General features: G+C 38.1%; 12 protein-coding genes. 9 read left to right on the plus strand and 3 right to left on the minus strand.

Annotated features, from left to right (window positions below; translation table 11 throughout):
* Positions 1-135: 135 nt before the first annotated feature.
* Together ACX5JI_RS07460 and ACX5JI_RS07465 are read left to right on the plus strand one after the other, a co-directional pair.
* Entirely contained in the window at positions 136-1302 is a 1167-nt protein-coding gene (locus ACX5JI_RS07460) for a serine hydrolase domain-containing protein (protein ID WP_459500474.1), read from the plus strand.
* A gap of 93 nt (positions 1303-1395) precedes the next feature.
* Positions 1396-3480, plus strand: coding sequence for a serine hydrolase domain-containing protein (locus ACX5JI_RS07465; RefSeq protein WP_459500475.1), 2085 nt, complete (start codon positions 1396-1398; stop codon positions 3478-3480).
* A 473-nt stretch (positions 3481-3953) separates the two neighbouring features.
* Here the strand turns inward: ACX5JI_RS07465 and ACX5JI_RS07470 are convergent, their stop codons facing one another.
* Positions 3954-4610 carry a DJ-1/PfpI family protein gene (locus tag ACX5JI_RS07470; protein WP_459500476.1) on the minus strand — a complete coding sequence of 219 codons (657 nt, stop codon included), beginning with the start codon at positions 4608-4610 and terminating at the stop codon, positions 3954-3956.
* 328 nt (positions 4611-4938) lie between these two features.
* Between ACX5JI_RS07470 and ACX5JI_RS07475 the strand changes: the two genes are divergently transcribed.
* Positions 4939-5211: a hypothetical protein gene (locus tag ACX5JI_RS07475; RefSeq protein ID WP_459500477.1), complete on the plus strand. Its 273-nt coding sequence runs from the start codon at positions 4939-4941 to the stop codon at positions 5209-5211.
* An 89-nt stretch (positions 5212-5300) separates the two neighbouring features.
* Positions 5301-5606, plus strand: a complete 306-nt coding sequence (locus ACX5JI_RS07480) for a hypothetical protein (RefSeq protein ID WP_459500478.1) — start codon at positions 5301-5303, stop codon at positions 5604-5606.
* A 797-nt stretch (positions 5607-6403) separates the two neighbouring features.
* On the opposite strand, the gene ACX5JI_RS07485 is transcribed toward ACX5JI_RS07480, so the two are convergent.
* Positions 6404-7360, minus strand: coding sequence for an alpha/beta hydrolase (locus ACX5JI_RS07485; protein WP_459500479.1), 957 nt, complete (start codon positions 7358-7360; stop codon positions 6404-6406).
* Positions 7361-8049: 689 nt separating this feature from the next.
* On the opposite strand from ACX5JI_RS07485, the gene ACX5JI_RS07490 reads away from it, so the two are divergent.
* The 5 genes from ACX5JI_RS07490 (at position 8050) to ACX5JI_RS07510 (ending at position 18746) form a co-directional block, all read left to right on the plus strand.
* Entirely contained in the window at positions 8050-8577 is a 528-nt protein-coding gene (locus ACX5JI_RS07490; protein WP_459500480.1) for a M23 family metallopeptidase, read from the plus strand.
* Between the two features lie 43 nt (positions 8578-8620).
* The gene (locus ACX5JI_RS07495) at positions 8621-9598 is read left to right on the plus strand and encodes a SagB/ThcOx family dehydrogenase (RefSeq protein ID WP_459500481.1); all 978 of its coding nucleotides are present in this window, start codon (positions 8621-8623) and stop codon (positions 9596-9598) included.
* A 32-nt stretch (positions 9599-9630) separates the two neighbouring features.
* Positions 9631-16617: a non-ribosomal peptide synthetase gene (locus ACX5JI_RS07500; RefSeq protein WP_459500482.1), complete on the plus strand. Its 6987-nt coding sequence runs from the start codon at positions 9631-9633 to the stop codon at positions 16615-16617.
* Positions 16618-16672: 55 nt separating this feature from the next.
* A complete protein-coding gene (locus tag ACX5JI_RS07505) occupies positions 16673-18124 on the plus strand; it encodes an aromatic-L-amino-acid decarboxylase (protein ID WP_459500483.1) in 1452 nt (483 codons plus the stop codon).
* A 238-nt stretch (positions 18125-18362) separates the two neighbouring features.
* Positions 18363-18746: a winged helix-turn-helix transcriptional regulator gene (locus ACX5JI_RS07510; RefSeq protein WP_459500484.1), complete on the plus strand. Its 384-nt coding sequence runs from the start codon at positions 18363-18365 to the stop codon at positions 18744-18746.
* A gap of 81 nt (positions 18747-18827) precedes the next feature.
* Here ACX5JI_RS07510 and ACX5JI_RS07515 read toward each other — a convergent pair whose 3' ends face one another.
* Positions 18828-19388 (minus strand): NAD(P)H-dependent oxidoreductase, encoded by a 561-nt coding sequence (locus ACX5JI_RS07515; RefSeq protein ID WP_459500485.1) that lies wholly within the window; start codon positions 19386-19388, stop codon positions 18828-18830.
* Between the last annotated feature and the right edge of the window lie 365 nt (positions 19389-19753).

Consider the following 19753-nt stretch of genomic DNA (forward strand, 5'->3'; position numbering starts at 1 on the left):
GTAAAAATAATACGTATAAAGATGATTACAAATTCAATGTTGTTCGTTTGTCATTGGTGAAGATAAAAGCTATGAGGTTAGTATGAAACAACATGCAGCCACCTATGCAATATGGATAAAGGAGAGGAATGCCTTATGAAAACACGTAGTCAAATTACATTTGTAAGTTTGGCCCTTTTAATAGCTGGAAGTTCCCTGTACACAACGCCAACTTCAATTGTAAAAGCAGAGTCCACTCAAAATGTATCTAGCTCGTCACACACAAGCACTCAACGCGATCGCGATTCCGTTAAGCAAGCAATGCGGGATACATTACATCTTGGATACCCAGGGATACTTGCTAAAGCTTCTGAGGGTGGAAAAACGTGGAGTTATGCTGCTGGGATAGCGGATCTGAGAACTAAGAAACCAATGAAAACAGATTTTCGTTTTCGCGTTGGCAGCGTGACGAAGACGTTCACCGCAACGGTTGTACTTCAATTAGCTGGAGAGAACCGCTTGAATCTAGACGACTCCATCGAAAAATGGTTGCCTGGTATCATTCAAGGAAACGGATATGATGGTAACCAGATTACGATCCGGCAGATATTGAACCATACAAGTGGTATCGCTGAATACTCAATTTCAAAAGATTTTGATGTTACGAATACAAAAAAATCGTATACGGATGAAGAATTAGTAAAGATGGGGATTTCTCTGCCCCCAGATTTTGTCCCAGGAAAGGGCTGGTCTTATTCAAACACAGGATACGTCTTACTGGGTATCCTTATTGAAAAAGTAACTGGAAACAGTTATGCGGAAGAGATTGAAAATCGGATTGTTGAACCACTTGAATTGTCGAATACATTCCTACCTGGCAATTCAAGCGTTATTCCAGGCACCAACCATGCCCGTGGATATTTCTACCCAAACGGAGCAAGTGAGCTAAAAGATGTTACTTATTATAACCCAAGTATGGGGAAATCGGCTGGAGAAATGATTTCTACTGCTGACGACTTAAACAAATTCTTCTCTTACTTACTCAGTGGTAAATTATTGAAGGAACAGCAACTAAAACAAATGCTTACTACAGTTCCTACAGGAATAGCTGAATTCGGCGGATATGGTCTTGGAATCTTTGAAACTAAGCTTCCAAACGGTGTCTCGATATGGGGACACGGAGGTAGCATTCCAGGGTTTTCTACTTTTGCTGGAGGTACACTTGGAGGCAAGCATACGTTGGCTGTCAATTTGAACAGCTTGGGTAAAGCGGACGGTCCGGATCCTTATAAAAATATTTTACTTGCTGAATTTAGCAAGTAGGCAAAGAGGAAAACCGGATAAATTTTGTCATATTTTTATAGCTAAACAAATAAGTGATGAAATCGATTACTTATCTAAGGAGGCAATTCTCTCATGAAAAATAAACTATCTGGGGTATTAGCCGCTACATTGGCACTAACGATGACCCTACCAACAGGAGCGATAGCGTCTTCTAGCAGTAAGACTCCGGTTGTAGCTAACCAAGAAGTTGCTAGCCAAGAACTGGAGAAGATTGCGGCAGAGAAGGCTGCACTACTCACAAAGTCCCATGGGACGACTAGCGTGCAGTATGCGCTAATTGATAATGGCAAACTTATTTTGTCGGGTCAGACAGGAAAGAACGATATGGAAGGGAAACAGCGGCTGACCAAAGATACTATATACGGGGTTGGTTCAGTTAGTAAAATGTATGCAGCAACGGCTGTAATGAAATTGGTCGACGAAGGAAAAGTCGATTTGGATGCTCCTGTCGTCCACTATGTTCCTGATTTCAAGATGAAAGATGAGCGGTACAAACGCATTACGCCGCGTATGCTGTTGAACCACTCCTCCGGCTTGCAAGGTTCCACGTTAAGTAGTGCATTTTTATTTAACGATAATGATACCTATGCCCATGATGTCTTGTTGCGGCAATTATCCAACCAGAGCTTGAAGGCGGACCCTGGCGCGTTCTCGGTATACTGCAATGACGGCTTTACGCTGGCCGAGATTTTGGTGGAAAGAGTCAGTGGTATGAGCTTTACCGAATTTCTACATCAACGGTTTACAGAACCCTTAAAGATGAATCATACGAAAACGCCACAGGACAAATGGGAAGACGAAAAGCGGGCTGGACTTTATTTTCCGGCGTACCAAGGGCAGCTTCCCGTTGAATCGGTGAATGTGATTGGTTCGGGAGGGATCTCTTCCACGGCAGAAGATATGGTACGATTCTCACAATTATTTATGGGACAGGGAAAAGGGGTCCTCTCTGATAAGGCAGTCAAGGCGATGGAGCAAGAGGAATATAAAAAAGGAATGTGGCCGGGGGATGGAGATAATAGTTTCAACTATGGTCTTGGCTGGGATAGTGTGAAACTATATCCATTCAGTGAATATGGAATAAAAGGCTTGGCTAAGGGCGGCGACACGGCACTGCAACATGCTATACTGGTCGTGCTTCCGGAACAGAAGATGGCAGCGGCTGTGTTGTCATCTGGCGGCCAAAGCTCTACAAATCAACTGATGGCAACTGAATTGTTGCTCGCCGCGCTTAAAGAGAAGGGCACAATTAAGGACATCAAGCCGAACAAATCCTTTGGAAAGCCGGTCAAGGCCAAGATGCCTCAAGACGTGGCGAAGAAAGCGGGCTTTTACGGCAATAGTGACAGTCATTTCAAAATAGAAATTACGAAGAATGGAGAACTGTTCTTACAATCTAATCGAGAAGAAAAATATGTATATACTGCGAATGGAAGCTTTATTAATGAGAAGGGTACTTCCAAGCTTAATTTCGTCACTGAGAAGAATGGAAGAACTTATTTGAGGGAGAGCACATATAAATCGACGCCAGGCTTAGGGCAAGATACGATGACTCATTATTTAGCCGAGAAACTAGAAGATAACGTGCTATCGAAGAAAACCGCTGCTGCATGGGCGAAGCGGGAAGGCGTCAAGTTCTATCTCGTGAATGAGAAATTTAATTCTGTTGAATATCTCGTACAACCGAAACTTCTTACCACACAAATTACTCGCAAGGAAGGTCTAGCGGGCTATTGGGACGGCAGAAAAATTACAGGCCCGAACACGGCGGCGCATCAGCTCCAGATCCCCGTGATGAAAGGCCGTGATACGACGGAAACTCATTTCTATACAGAAGGCGGCAATGAATATATGGAGATGACCGGATTGTTATACGTAAGTGGATCCAACGTAAAACCGCTTGATGCAGGCCAATCATCCAAAGTTACGCTGCCAGCAAATGGGCATGCGAAATGGTTTACGATCCCGCAAGCGGGAGCAGGGAAAACGATGACCGTGGCGTTGCCATCGAAGAGTTCGTTCGCGGTGTATGATGAGAAGGGAGTATGTGTCAATTTTACCGTTGTGAGCGGCAATAACAAAGTGAAATTGCCGAAGAACGGAACGGTTGTATTTGCTGGTGCGCCGAACTCGGAATTTGCAATCACGTTGAACTAGCTACAATTCAAGATGGACTTCAACAAAACCAGAAAAGGTGTTTTTCTGGTTTTGTTTGTATTTTTAGATAAATATAAGCCATAATTTTCTAACATTTTCTCTACTGTAAGCATCAAACCCTCTCTAACTACATGATAGCACTATGAAATTAACAGAGCATTCTAATTGTATAATGGCTCGATTAGGAAGTAGAAAATAATGATATTCCTTACCGTAATGGCACTATAAAAAAGGGGCGTATATATAAGTTTGCTGCCGAAAAGAATATTATTGTATTCGAAGTGAATATAAAAAATTATCTTCATGAAAATCCAACTAGCAGAGAAGGATATAATCGGGAAACTAATCAATATTTAAAAGGTAGCTTAGAAGTCTTTAATTGAAGAGATAAAGTATCGCCTTTTTTTATAAACATCGTGACTCTATTTCAAGGTCACATCTGTTCTTAGCTGGGCGGGCATGTAGTACTACTCCTAATGATTTATATCCTGCCTTGCAAGCTCTTCAAGCATCCCGCTTAATTTCTCTACCAATGGAGCTGGCGCTTTCTTGGGTGAACCCGTATCAAAAGGAGGCTGTGGATCATACTCCAAAACCAGCTGAATTGCTTTGCTGGCATCCTCTCCAAATTCCCATGCAACTAACTTGAGGGCCATATCAATACCGGCTGAGACACCAGCTGCGGTTATGATTTTTTCGTGGCGAACGACTCTTTCTTCAGTTGGGATAGCTCCGAGTGAACGGAGTAAGTTAAAAGATCCCCAGTGGCTAGTTGCTTCGACTCCATTAAGCAAGCTTGTGGCACTCAATATGAGAGAACCATTACATACCGTCGTGGTCCATTTAGTGGTTTTATGTATTTGCTGAATCCAATTCAAAGTTTCTTTGTCAGTCATAGGAGTTTTATAGTTAGGCGGCCGACACCCAGGGATAACAAGAATATCAGCTGAAGTAACTTCGGAGAAACTGTAATCAGCATGTAAATAGCCCATTGCTGAATCTAGTTTGATTAAACCTTTATTCTTAGCAACAAACTTCACTTTGCTACTTCTTTCCGCAGCAAATACTTCATATGGACCAATTGCATCTAACGCTGTGACTCCATCGTAAAGCATGATAACGATTTCCACGATCATCTCTCCTTAAAGTAGAATAGTTGATTTGTGAATCATTTTATTAATTGAGGTTTAAAAAGTAATACTATTCAGTCACTTGTTCTTTTGTAATATATCATATTCCTACCTTGTATATTCTTTTTCCTATGTCGGTTTTGTGAAAAGAAAGGTTGGTTAAATGATTGAAATTCATTAACTATAGGAAAGTGTCTTATATTTTAATAATAACGAATCAAATGCTAGTGAGTACACAAAAGCTGAATGGAAGTAAAGCAGGTTATTGACTAAAACTATCATAAAATGTTAATTTATATGATAACTGCTCTTGGAGGTGAATAAACCATTGACTGATAAGAAACGTGACGTATCAGAAATAATCGATATTCCAGATGAGTATCATTATATAACAGTGCCGAAGCAAGTGATTTCAGAAGCAGTACGAGAAGGGATGTATAGTAAACGTCTATCGCTGCGAAAAACCGCAGATAAGATTGAGGGAATGAGTTTTCCGCAAATTGCTCGTATTACTTCGGGAGAAAACTATAATATTGATACATTGCTGAAAGTATTACATGCATTAGAGTTAGAAATTGAGATTAAAGCAAAAAGTAAGTAATGTACATGAATTTCTAGCAATATTAAAACGTAAGACAAAATGAATTGTTTCTGTTGATCTTTGAAAAGTACATATAGGGGGAATCTGTAATGAATTATGTTGCTGTTACACAATATCCTAATTTAATGTTTGATGAGAGCGTTATGAGCGCATTGTCAAACGCGAATCTTTCGAAGCAAGCAAAGCTTGCACTATTAGATGCTTTCAATCGATTAAATCGATATGGATTAGATTCGATGATGGTAGGAAGTCGTTTAGAGAAGAGTTCTGATGGAGAGACCGGAACGCTGCACATACTGGATGACGACGTGAGTCTAGCGCTAACCATCGAAGCTAAGGAGTATATAATAGTAAGTTGTTGTGAGTGTAGAAAGTTAGGAATTGTTGGGCTCTAGAATACGATTCATATCGTATTCTAGTTCCTCTCATTTATCATTAACCCTTATATGAACGAAAGTGATACAGAACAATAGATAGAGACGGAATAGAATTCATAAGAGGGAGGGAAGTGTGTCCGGAGAATATACGTTAGCTTTATAAACACGCGTTAGTAAAAAATAAATATAATACCAATCTAACCTAATAAAATAGAGATATTTCTTAAATGAATAAAAAAACAGAATGAAATTTACAGTATTAAATATTTTCTAGTCGTATATTAAATGTGTCTCTCCAGAAAGAGCCTATAAACAAATGTTTATAGGCTCTTTCTCAGGTTGTGGAGAAAGTCTTCTCCACGGTCTTTTTTTTGTCTTTTCCTCTTCTAATCTAAGAGGAAAAGGAGAGATTTTATTATGATGAGTGCGTATCGGTTTCTGTTGAAGAGTTAGTTCCTCAAGGTTATTTTCTTCCCGCGATTGAGGCAACAATTCATTTTGATTGTATTGAGGAAAAGTTACGTCTGAATTTAAAAGTGGACTAGGGGAATTTTGAGTAACAATAGAGTTGTTCCGTAATCGGGCCGTTTAATTGAATTGGATATTTATTTTAATAAATAAGATTGTGAAGAAATATCCTTTTGAGTGGTAAAGCAAAATTTAATTATATAGATGAGAATTATTATAGTAGGTAGGAGGTGAAAATGATAGCATCAGTAATTCTAGAAGTATCTTAAAAACAAATTGATACATGTTTGAAAGAGAAAAACACTTACAAATGTGTACGATTTGTAAGTGTTTCTTTTGTAAAGAGATTAAGCCTCTACCTTAGCGACTCTTTTGAAAGCAGTCTTTACTGCTTGTATCATTTCATTCACAGCGTAAATAGATATGTCGGCATCTGGATTTAATCCTTCGAACCAGTGATAGGCTTCAGGATATAAATGAAATTCGACATCAACACCAGCTTGCGCAAGTTTGCTTACATAGGTTAATGTTTCACTGCGGAATGGATCTAATTGACCAACAAATGTGTAGGTGTATGGCAAATTACTATAATCCTCTGCTCGAGCAGGGGCTGCATAGGCAGGAATATTATCTGTTCCATATAGTTCTCCTAAATACATTTTCCAGCCAGCTTCATTTGTTTTTTGATTCCAAACAAATCCTTCTTTAATTTCATTCGTAGAAGGTGTATTATTTCGGTCATCAATCATTGGATAGAGTGGCATTTGGAAACAAATAGAAGGGTATTGTCGATCACGGGCTAATAATGTCAATGCTGCTGTTAGTCCACCACCAGCGCTCGCTCCTGCAACACCAATTCGATTCGAATCAATATTTAATGACTCTGCATGATCGGCAATCCATTTTAATGCTGCATAACAATCCTCAATTGGTGCTGGATAAGGATGTTCAGGAGCTAAGCGGTAGTCTACAGAAATGACCACACAGCCAGCTTCTTTTGTAATTCTCATACAAGTATCATCATTATCATCTATAGACCCTAAGACATAACCGCCACCATGTATCCATAACAGGACAGGTAAGGATTCATTATTTGATTTTGGACGATACATTCTTAATGGTAATGGATTGCCATCAGGTCCTACAATGACTTCATCTGTTAATGAAAGGGATTCATCAACAACGGTAGGTGGTCTCATTTGCGATATTCCTTCTCTGGTTGCTTGCAAGTTCTCTGGGCGTAGATCGAGGTCTTGAAACATTTCTAATCCTGGTAATAATTCTGGATTTACTCGGTTCTTCATTTTAACACCCCTATTTATAATCGTTTTCAAATATGAAGTGTATTCTAAGTAGTTTAATTGTGATAAAATCATCACCATTAAATTGTAAAGTGGATATGTTATAATAGTCAACAGAATATTCAGGAAACAACTCTTCTTTTAGGAGGAAGATTCATGCAACTAATGATACAAGCAGGTGATTTAGGACCAAAGTGATTTCATGTCGTATTAAGAACTCTCGTCTTACTTACTTCCTTCCTCAGAGAGTATATAGCTGAACGATTGGGAGAAAACCTAAAAAGATACTATTAAGCTAGCTATATTCGTTATTCTACAAAAGGGCGCTTTAATTGAATAAGGATAACAGAAATGATCAATCTTTTTTATAAAAGAGTGATTTACCGGGATATATTAAGAACGTGTTTTGAGCAATCTTTTTTCAAAACACGTTCTTTTCTTTTGTTCATTTGATACTAAGATCTATTAAATGAAACGACTCTCAAAAACCTTTAGATACTAAAATAGATCATGCTCAGTAACAATGATGAAAAAATTTTATTTGGTGACAAGTATCATGCCGTGTTGTAGAAAAATGTTTTTTTCTACAATATTCTGTCTATTGTTGAGAAAAAAAGAGTAAAAAGGGAACTCGTGAAAGTAAAAAGAATACATACTCCCTAAACATTTTTAGTATATTTGGAGGAGCTCTTATGAAGAAAAGGAATTTGTTATCGATCACTGCATCAACTTTACTGCTTACCCTTTGTATAGGGGAGGTTAATACTACCGAGGCAGCGGAAACACCAAAGTTTCAAATGCCTTTTCCTTGTGGACAGAAGTGGGAAGGACAAACGCGTTCTAATCATAGCCCAGCAAATTCTGTTGATTTTAACCGAGCAAACGATGAAGGGGATACTGTTGTAGCATCTGCTGCTGGCACAGTATCAAGAGTAGAAAATGAGGGGAATAGAAGTTATGGAAAATGGATTGAGATCAACCATGGAAACGGTTGGACGACTCGCTATGCACACTTAAGCACACAAAACGTGAAAAAAGGACAAAAAGTTAAGATAGGACAGAAAATTGGAAGTGTGGGAAATACAGGGGGATCAACAGGTGCTCACCTTCATTTGGAACAACGTTATCAGGGGCAAGGTAAAAAAATTTCATTTAATGGTTCTCAAATTCATTATTGGGGTACAAAATCCTATACAAGTAAGAATAGTTGCGGAAAATAAAAGATTGTATTTTAAAATAAATTAACCTTTCATGGAGGGGAATATGAGCGAGAAAATTTATTATTGGTCTCCTATTAAGCATTGGGAAAAGTTGCATAATGAAGTTTTGATTGGGGAAACGAGATATAGAGGAGTTATGATTGAGTGGTTTCCTGATTTTTATTTTCTTGCCCAAAAAGGGGTGACGATCAGTCAGCTATTAGAGCGCTTTTCGTTAGGGAATGAAGAAGAGGCAAAAGAAATAGTAGAACGTATGATAAAGAATCGGGTGTTAGTAAGTAACATATTACATCCAAGAGAAGTATTCTCCACACAAGAAAAAATTTTTCCGAATCCATATAGTGATCAGATTCGCTTCTCTAAAGATGATCTAGATAAGTATATCAATGAACAATTAAATCGAACGCATGCTGCTGCGCGGCCAACCGGAATTCAACTTGAAACAAACAATGAGCTTCCCACTATGATTAGTCAGCGTAGATCTTGCCGTCAATTTGATATGAAAAATCCTGTTAATTTTTCGGAATTTTCACAATTGTTTTCCACTCTTAAACAGAGTAAAGAAGAAAAAATATACTACAATTACGCTAGCGCAGGTGGCGTTTATCCAATTGATATTTTTGTCTATATAAAACCGAAACGTGTAGAAGGTATGAAGGCTGGTTTTTATTATTATAGTCCATCAGAGAATAGACTCTTGATTGTAAACAACATTGACCAAGTAATCAAGAGTGATCATGAAGTGATGAACCAGGAGCTATTTACCCAGTCTGCCTTTTCGATTTATCTAGTCTATAATGCGAACGCTTCCATTCCTAAGTATGGTTCAGATGGCTATTTATTTGCTTGTATTGAGTCAGGCATTATCACTGCTACGCTAAATATGGTGGCTGAGACATTAAATTTGGGATGTTGTTCCGTTGGATATATGAAGTTTGATGATATTCATCGTTTTTTAAGTTTGGATAACCATCAAGTATTTCTCCATGGGCTTGAAGTTGGCTTGAAAATTAGCGAATAGATGAAATGAATATGAGGGGGCTAGTGATAAACATGAAAACTAAATATTTGAGTTCAATTCATGAGGATAAAGTGGCAGAATCGTTTTGGAAGGAGCAATTATCTTCCGCTGTACCCGATTCTGCGTTATTTAATAGTGGTTATCAAATAAATAAAGACAATCCACGCGATCATATTCAAGTCATAATGGATGTAGAGCTTAGTCAAAGTTTACAAAAAGTAAGTCATTCACAGGATTTATTTTTATTTAGCTGGTTACAGTCTGCTTTAAGGGTTTGCTTGGTACATTATACAGATCAAGAAAGAATCACAATCGGGGTTCCTGTAATTGAAAAAAATCACGAACAAAGGGAGAATCTGAATGATTTGCTTCCTATAGGAAGTGAAATTCATCCGCATCAATCCTTTAAGCAAGTAGTGGAGCAGGTCCAACAAACGACTTTACTTGGCTATGAAAATCAACATTATCCACTCTCTGAATTATTAGCGAAACTCTATTCAACTCCATTTCAAATTGTTTGTGGGATGGAAGGATTACATAATAAGAGTTTAATAGAAGAATGCTCAGAGAATGAATTAGCTATCTGGATACAAAGAGAATGGAATGAAAAACATAATGAATTTGAATTTCAAATTTCCTGCAAGTCTCAGTCTCTTTTTCCTTTGCAACAGTTTGCTAAATCTTATCTTTTTGTTTTAAAGCAAGTGTTGAGAAATCCTAATCTGGCTGTGAAAGATATCTGTATCGTTTCGGAAGAGGAAAAAGAGTTGCTAGAAGGATTGAATCAAGTTCAGATGGGGATAGACTTGTCTCCAACATTTCAGGATTTGTTTGAGGAGCAAGTGTTGAAAACCCCAGATCAAATTGCTGTTATTTGTAATGATCAATCTTTGACATATAGAGAATTGAATCAGAAAGCAAATCAATTGGCTTCTATTCTTCAAAGTAAGGGCGTATCTAAAGAAAGTATTATTGGGGTTATGGTAGATCGATCATTGGAGATGATCATTGGTATGATGGGGATTTTAAAAGCAGGAGGAGCGTATCTACCAATCGATCCTCACTATCCAAGTGAACGAATTGAATATATGTTACAAGATAGTCAAGCAAAATGTTTACTGAGTAAGCGAGTAGAGAAAGAATTGCCGCAATTTGTCGGTGAAGTGTTGTATCTTGATGACGAACATCTCTTCCAAGGCGAAGAAAGCAATGTAGTTCGAGAAAGTGGACTGAATGATTTGGCTTATGTGATTTACACATCAGGGTCAACAGGAAATCCAAAAGGCGTAATGGTAGAACAGAGATCTCTTGTCCATTTTTTAAGTGTTATGAGAGAAAAAGTAAGAGAAAATCAGTCGTTCTTGTTTCTTGCTAGTGTTTCTTTTGATATTTCTCTGTTAGAAATATGTATTCCTTTAACGCAAGGTTCGAAAGTAGTCATTGCTACAGAGGAGCAGTTTGCAACAAAAGAATTGGCTCATTTGATCAAAGAACATAAGGTGGATTTATGGGAATCTACCCCATCACGAATGGAATTGATTTTGAGTGATCCAGAAGGGGCAGGGTTTCTAAAAGATTTAAAGACCATTTTGTTAGCAGGAGAAGCCTTTTCCATTGATTTGATTGAAAAAATTCGAAGCATCAGCGAAGCGCAAATTTTAAATATCTATGGTCCCACAGAAACAACCATTTGTGCAGCGGTAAAAGATTTGAGTAGTGCCAAAGAAGTTACGATTGGAAAACCTAATCCCAATTATCGTTCTTATATATTGAATAAGTATGGTCAATTGAAACCTTTTGGGATGCCGGGTGAGCTCTGTATTGCTGGAGTGGCGGTGGCTCGGGGGTATCTTGGGAAACCTACATTGACAGATGAAAAATTTGTCCCGAATCCTTTTGTAACAGGAGAAATGATGTATCATACCGGTGACCTCGTCCGATGGTTATCTAATGGAGAACTTGAATATCTTGGTCGAATGGATCACCAAGTGAAAATACGGGGATATCGGATTGAATTAAGGGAAATAGAGGCGCAGCTAAGGAAACATTCAAAGATAAGCCGAGTTATTGTTGTTGATCAAGTATATGGAAACAGAAAAATATTAGCCGCTTACTATATCGCGGATAAGAAGATCTCTTTTGAAGAGCTCAGAAAATATTTAAGCGATACATTGCCTGAGTTTATGATTCCCGAAAAAATGATTCAGGTAAAAGAGATTCCACTGAATCCAAATGGGAAAGTAGATCGAAAAAGGTTGTTGGAATTCACTCAAACAGAGCAAGTATCTATCCCATATGTCGCCCCGCGAAACCAAATTGAAGAGAAATTGGTGCAAGCGTGGGAAGAAGTGATGGAGATTGAGCGGGTCGGTATTCATGATAACTTTTTTGCCTTAGGAGGAGAATCGATTAAGACACTGCAGATTATCAATCTATTAAGAAAAGATCATCTGAAAATAAGGACAAGGGATATTTTTAAACATCCGACGATCGCTCAACTTAGTTCTTGTGTAGAAGTGGAACAGAAAGAAGAAATCCTAAATCATATACCAACTCGTGTTAAAGATCTGTCCAAGCCATTTCCCTTAACAGAAGTTCAGACAGCTTACATGTTAGGGCGTAATCCGCAGTTTGAATTAAGCGGTATTTCACCCCAAACGTATTTTGAATATGAAACAAAATTGGATATCAATCGGCTTTCGCAAAGTTTCCAACAGGTAATTCAGCGCCATCCTATGTTACGAGCTGTAATTTTGCCAGAAGGAAAACAGCAAATCTTACAAGACGTTCCTGAATATCAGATTCAAATAGAAAGTCTCATTGGTTTAGATGATGGAAAACAAAATGTTCGCTTGCAAGAGGAGCGTTCACGAATGACTAACCATGTATTTCCTTTGGGGCAATGGCCTTTGTTTGAATTGAAAGCGTTTCTTTTAAAAGAAGACACGTATTTACTATGCTTTCGATATGATGCTTTATTGATGGACGGGGCAAGCATGAACATCGTTGGCCATGATTTGATGCACTATTATCACAAATCAGATCAAAGATTGAAATCGCTTTCTTTTGATTTTCAAGATTACATGTTTATCTATGATGAAATGGAACAAAGCAAAGAATATAAAAAAGCAAAAGATTATTGGACAAGCAAACTACCTGACTTTCCATTTGCTCCTTCTTTGTTATTAAAAAAGGATCCAGCAGAGATTGCTATCCCTAAATTTCAATCACTTACTAAGATTTTGGACAAAGAAAAATGGACGAAGTTACGGAAGTTAGCACAAGAGAAAGAAGTTACTCCTTCCGCCCTTCTTTGTTCGATATATGGAGAAGTGTTGTCATATTGGAGTAATCAACGTCGGTTGGCAATTAATCTGACTGTATTTAACCGTTATCCTGTTCATGAAGAAGTAGAGCAGATTGTAGGAGATTTCACGTCACTCATCTTGTTGGATGTGGATGTGAATCCAGAGGAATCTTTCTTTACTAGAGTGAAGCAAGTTCAATCGACTTTGTTAGATGGACTGGAACATCGTCATTATGATGGCGTTAGCTTTATTCGAGATTTCACTCGATATCACCAAATGACGCCAAAAGCAGTTATGCCAATTGTTTTCACCTCGATGTTAGCAGGTGCGGGTGCTTTTGCTTGGGAGCAGCTTGGCTCTCTCCGCCATATTCATGCTCGGACTCCACAAGTGTATTTGGATAATGTAGTAATTGAAAAAAATGGAGAGTTATTGATTAGTTGGAACTATGTAGAAGAACTGTTTGATGTTGATGTGATGGAAGCGATGTTTTCTCAATTTGTCGATCTGTTAGAACAATTGGTGAAACAAAGAGACGTAACTTCTTTGCAAGTGAAAAAATCGGATCAAATTGTAATTGAGCACTACAATCAGACAACAGAAAAGATACCTTCAACTACTCTGTACCAATTGTTTGCAGACCAAGTACAACGTACACCAGATCAAGTCGCAGTGGTCTTTGAACAAGAATGGTTAACTTACTTGGATCTTCATCAACAATCCAATCAAGTTGCTCATTATTTACAAGAACAAGGGATTGGTCGAGGTGACAAGGTTGGTCTTTTGGCACAGAGACGAGTTGAGACGATTGTTAATATGATAGGGATATTAAAAGCGGGTGCTGCTTATGTACCGATCGATCCTGATCATCCGCTGGATCGACAAACATATATTTTAGAAAATAGTTCATGCAAACTTTTGTTGGAGCCTGGTCTATATGGAGAGAAACATTTGTCATCATATGCAACCGAAGATTTGCCTACCATTGCTGGTCCGGAAGATCTTGCTTATATTATCTATACTTCAGGAAGTACCGGAAAACCAAAAGGAGTAATCATTACTCACCAAGCAGTTGCAAATACCATTCAAGATATCAATCAAAAATATGAGGTGAATGAAGACGATCGCATTATTGGTATCTCTTCCATGTGTTTTGATCTGTCTGTGTACGATATTTTTGGAACGTTAAGTACAGGTGCAATGCTTGTAATGATTCGTGACCCGAGAGACATGCAAGAACTAATTCGAACGGTCGAACGCAGAGGAATTACGATCTGGAATACAGTACCTGCAATCATGGATTTGACATTGGATCAAGTAGGTTCTCATTTTGAAAATTCTTCTTTGCGTTTAGTCTTACACAGCGGGGATTGGATTCCGCTCTCTTTACCAGAAAAAATAAAACGACATTTCCCAATTGCGGAAGTAATTTCACTGGGAGGGGCAACAGAAGCATCAATTTGGTCGATTTATTATCCGGTCAAACAGGTGGAAGCACATTGGAACAGTATTCCATATGGGATGCCCTTGGCAAATCAAACATATTATGTGTTGAACTACGACAAGAAAATGTGCCCTGTTGGCGTGATTGGTGATTTATATATTGGAGGAGTGGGTCTTGCAAAAGGATATTTGAATGATGAGCAGAAAACGAACGAAGTGTTTATGTCACATCCAGAATTTGGTCTTATTTACAAGACAGGAGATTGTGGCAGGATGCATCCTGAGGGGTATATTGAATTTTTAGGACGCCAAGATTACCAAGTCAAAATTCAAGGGTATCGAGTGGAGTTAGAAGAAATCGCCCATTGCCTTCTCACTTACAAACAAGTAGAACAAGCCGTAGTGATTGACCAAACAGATGAGAATGGAATAAAGTTTCTAGTCGCATATGTGGTAACTGAGCAAGATATGAGTACAACAGAACTACGAAAATATTTGCGCGAACACTTGCCAGAGTATATGATCCCTTCTTATTTTGTGTATTTGGAACGACTACCCTTGACGCCTAATGGGAAGTTAGATCGAAAGGCACTTCCTGCTCCGGAGAAACAAAAAAATGATGTATTCATTGCTCCCAAAACTGAAATGGAAAAAATATTGACCAGTGTATGGCAAGAAGTACTCAAAGTAGACCAAATTGGAGTAAATGATCATTTCTTTGCCTTAGGTGGCGACTCGATTAAGGCCATCCAAGTTTCTGTAAGACTGTATAGACAAGGATTTCAGTTAGAGCCGAAAAATCTATTTAGCTTCCCTCTATTAGGTGACATGGTTCATTTTGTTAAGAGGCTAGACGATCCTTTACACGTACAAACAGATGATAGAAACGAAAATAAAGTTACATTACTGAATGCTAGAGATAAAGAGCTTACTAGAATACAAGAAAAAATGCCACATATAAAAATAGAACGAATCTATCCATTGGCACCTTTCCAGCAAGTTATTTATGAACATGCTGTAGCTGAACCAGATACTAAGGCGTATTTCGAACAAACGATTTGGACACTTGAGGGGAAACTAGATGTAGATCTCTTTATGCAGTGTTTTCAACAATTAGTTGATCGTTATGATGCTCTAAGAACGATTATTGTACAAGATGAACAAGAACAACTTTGGCAAGCTGTGTTACATGATGCTCAAATGATTTCAGAGGTGCAAAGCTTGATTGAGATGACGAGACAAGAGCAACAGGAATACTTGGACAAGTGGATGGGTGAAAACGTAGATCGGGGATTTCATAATGATGAACTCATGACCCGTCTCTGTATATTTCAACTAGGGAATGACGAGTATAAGGTAATTTGGAGTTCACATCATCTATTGTGTGATGGTTGGAGCGTTAGTATTTTGTTAGACGAATTATGCCAACTCTATGAAGCAAAAAATGCTGGAACTACATTGGAGTTATCTCAAGCAAAACCTTTTCAAACATTCATTGATTGGACTTTAGCGCAAGACCATGAGAAAGCACGCCATTTTTGGCGCGATTATTTAGCGGGATATAAGCGGAAAGTCAGCATTCCGAAAAAGAAAGTACCAACTCAAAGTAAAGGGATAAGCTTTACATTTATGGATTTAACGTTAGATGAGGATTTGACCAATCAGTTACGGACGTTTGTAAACGAACACCATGTAACCATGAATTCGGCTTTACTAGCTGTATGGGGCATATTGCTTGGCAAATACAATGGGACGAAAGAAGTAGTATTACCTAATCTGGTATCAGTCAGACCGCCTGAAGTGGAAGGGATTGACAATATGTTTGGTCTATTCACAAATGTTTTGCCTATCCGAGTAGCTTGGGCAGAAACGCAATCTTTTGTGGATCTCCTGCAAAAAGTTCAACAAGAAACATTGAAGTGTAATGAGTATGCTTACCATTCATATGTTGAGATTCAAAAACAAAGTGAGTTGAACAATCAGTTGACTGACCATCTTTGGGTGTTTGAAAACTATCCGACCAATCCATCCATTTTCTCTTCAAATGAGAACAGAAATTTTGCCATCACAGATTACCAAGTTGTTGATGAGCCGCATGTGAAGTACGGAATTATGTGCTTCCCTGAAGAGAAACTGACAATAAAGTTTGGATATGATCAAGATATCTATGAAGCGGAGCAAGTACAGGAAATATTGCATCACATCCATACGTTAATCAAAACGATTGTTCATAATCCAGCGCAGACAATCGGCGATTACCAATTATAAAAAATGAAAAGGCGAGAAGTAACTCGCCTTTTCAAATAGAGTAGGAGTGAAATAAGTGAAGGAAAACCTGCAGTTATCAACCGAAGAGATGCGTCAATTAGGGTACCAAGCAATTGATATGGTTATTGATCATATGAATGATTTAAAAAGCAAACCAGTATCTGAAACGATTGATAGTAATATTCTTAGAAACAAGTTGACTGAATCAATCCCAGAAAATGGATCTGATCCGAAAGAGCTCCTTCATTTTCTGAATAGGAATGTGTTTAATCAGATTACTCATGTGGACCATCCTCATTTTATGGCTTTTGTGCCAGGTCCCAATAATTATGTTGGAGTACTAGCAGATTTTCTAGCAAGTGGATTTAATATATTTCCAACGGCTTGGATAGTAGGCGCAGGTGCTGAACAAATCGAATTAACGACAATCAATTGGTTAAAATCGATGTTAGGATTCCCTGATTCGGCTGAAGGGCTATTTGTAAGTGGAGGTTCCATGGCTAATTTAACCGCGCTTACTGTAGCTAGACAGGTCAAGCTTAATAATGACATAGAAAATGCGGTTGTGTATTATTCCGACCAGACTCATTTTTCTGTGGACCGGGCACTAAAAGTATTAGGTTTCAAACACCATCAAATTTGCCGAATTGAAACGGATGAACATTTGCGAATTTCGATCAATGCTTTGAGAAAGCAAATAAAAGAAGATCGAACAAAAGGGAAAATACCATTCTGTGTCATTGCTAATGCTGGAACAACGAATTGCGGAGCCGTTGATCCTCTCAATGAATTGGCTGATCTTTGTAATGACGAAAATGTATGGCTACATGCGGATGGAGCTTATGGTGCCTCGGCAATTCTTAGTGAAAAAGGAAGTGCCTTGCTTCAAGGGATTCATCGTGTCGACTCCTTGACATTGGATCCTCATAAATGGCTTTTTCAGCCTTATGATGTGGGCTGTGTACTCATTAAAAACAGCCAATACTTAAGCAAAACGTTTCGTATGATCCCGGAGTATATCAAGGATACACAAACTACTATAGAAGAAATCAATTTTGGGGAACGGGGAATTGAACTTTCACGCAGATTTAGAGCGTTAAAGGTATGGCTATCTTTTAAAGTATTTGGCGTCGCAGCTTTTCGCCAGGCCATTGAACATGGCATCATGTTGGCTGAACAAGTTGAAGCGTTCTTAGGGGAAACGAAAGAGTGGGAGGTAGTAACACCTGCTCAATTAGGAATTGTTACGTTTCGTTATACCCCTTGTGAAGTAACAACAACAGACACAATCAATGAAATAAACAAAAAACTGGTGGAAGAAATTAATCAAAGAGGATTTGCCATGTTAAGTACGACCGAATTGAAAGGAAAAGTGGTGATTCGACTTTGTTCCATCAACCCAAGGACAACAACAGAAGAAATACTCCAAATCATGATGAAAATCAAAGCATTGGCAGAGGAAGTACGCACATCGTACAATCATCTTATTTCCGTTCCGCAACTTTGATATGCTTTCTAGTCTAGCTTTTTTAGAAAGAATAACGTGGGGGTAGTGAAGATTTTTAAGTTGATGGATGTGTGGTGCTACCTCTTATAGTGAAAAGAAAATCTGAACTGAAAGACGGAGTAAAGAACTGTTGAGTAGCAATAAAGTTACTCCACTAAAGGGTCAAATTGTTGAACAAGGGATATTTTCAAATGGTAATATAAACAGAGACGAATCGGGGTGTGAAGGGAGAAATATCATGAGTGAATTAGAAAATGATATTGTGTATAAAACCTGTGTTCCGACTGGCGTTGAACTAAAAGACACCGGATTTGGATATACGTTGTCCTTAATAGCCGGTAAATATAAAATGATCATTATATATTGGCTGTCTGAAAATAAGGTTATGCGATACAATGAGCTAAAGCGAAGTATCGGTGCCATTTCCTTTAAAACGCTAAGCATCATGTTAAAAGAGCTAGAGGCAGAAGGTATTATCATACGCAAGGAATTCCCCCAGATACCTCCAAAAGTTGAATATTCATTATCTGACCGTGGTCTTTCCCTCGTTCCATTATTGAATATGATGTGTGAGTGGGGAGAGAACAATCGTTTTCCAGCTATGGAGGATGTACAGTGGTAGCTAGCTATTTTGTTTAAATCAAAAGAAGTATCTCCTCAAGAAGGAGATACTTCTTTTTTATAGCTTTTATAAAGCTACCTATTACAGATTTTCAACAAAATTCAAATAATCGTGAGCGCTTTTTTCCAATTCGCTTGTACCAGGCTCATTTTCTTCTTCTTCGTTTCCACCCGGCTTATTTTCTTTACCATAAAACGCAAAGTACGAACGATAATCTGCATTGCAATACAGGAATGTCGTTTTAAATGGAACTAATATTTGTTCAAGTGTATACTGATATCTTCCATTTTCACTATAATCTTCTTTTTTGATTCCTGCAGTTACACCTAAAGCAACTTTACGATTCTTTAATTTATCCCCTCCATTTGAACCATAAGCCCATCCATAAGCTAAAACATCGTCAAGCCATTTTTTAAGGAGAGGCGGACAATTAAACCAATGTATAGGGAACTGCAAAATCAGATTACCATGTGATTCAACCATTTTTTGTTCTTTTTGCACATCTATGTTTCCATCAGGGTAAACCTTAGACAATTCGTGAACAGTATACTTTTCCGGATATTTTTTCAGTTCTTCTACCCATCGCTTATTAATGACGGAAGTTTCTATGCTGGGATGTGTTACAATGACAAGAGTTTTCAAAGATTTGTCCTCCTTAAGTATTATTTATATCTTGATAATAAAGTGAACACTGTAAATATGTAAGTATGCACTTTTAGTACAGGTACTTACATAAAGGTGAGTGTTAAATCAATTATAAAAATATTTATTCTATATGAGGGGACCAGAGAACCTATTACCCGCAAAGTAGAATAATTACGTTCATGGGGACACCGTACGATGTACGAAAAGATCGAGTACTAAGTCATTTTTTCATTATTCAAGAATAGGGCGCGATTGTTGAGCAAACACAGGTAGAAAAATGATTGAGCTTTTTTATAAAGAATTATTCACTAGCAACAAATAACCCAAGCATTTTGATCAAACTTTTTTCAAAATGTTTGGGT

The organism is Bacillus sp. C1 (assembly GCF_054570475.1).

What these genes read in the sequence shown, in the direction of transcription:
- ACX5JI_RS07480 (WP_459500478.1), top strand. Translation starts at nt 5,301, where the DNA reads ATGAATTATGTTGCTGTTACACAATATCCTAATTTAATGTTTGATGAG.
- ACX5JI_RS07465 (WP_459500475.1), top strand. Translation starts at nt 1,396, where the DNA reads ATGAAAAATAAACTATCTGGGGTATTAGCCGCTACATTGGCACTAACG.
- ACX5JI_RS07490 (WP_459500480.1), top strand. Translation starts at nt 8,050, where the DNA reads ATGAAGAAAAGGAATTTGTTATCGATCACTGCATCAACTTTACTGCTT.
- ACX5JI_RS07460 (WP_459500474.1), top strand. Translation starts at nt 136, where the DNA reads ATGAAAACACGTAGTCAAATTACATTTGTAAGTTTGGCCCTTTTAATA.
- ACX5JI_RS07485 (WP_459500479.1), bottom strand. Translation starts at nt 7,360, where the DNA reads ATGAAGAACCGAGTAAATCCAGAATTATTACCAGGATTAGAAATGTTT.
- ACX5JI_RS07495 (WP_459500481.1), top strand. Translation starts at nt 8,621, where the DNA reads ATGAGCGAGAAAATTTATTATTGGTCTCCTATTAAGCATTGGGAAAAG.
- ACX5JI_RS07510 (WP_459500484.1), top strand. Translation starts at nt 18,363, where the DNA reads ATGAGTGAATTAGAAAATGATATTGTGTATAAAACCTGTGTTCCGACT.
- ACX5JI_RS07500 (WP_459500482.1), top strand. Translation starts at nt 9,631, where the DNA reads ATGAAAACTAAATATTTGAGTTCAATTCATGAGGATAAAGTGGCAGAA.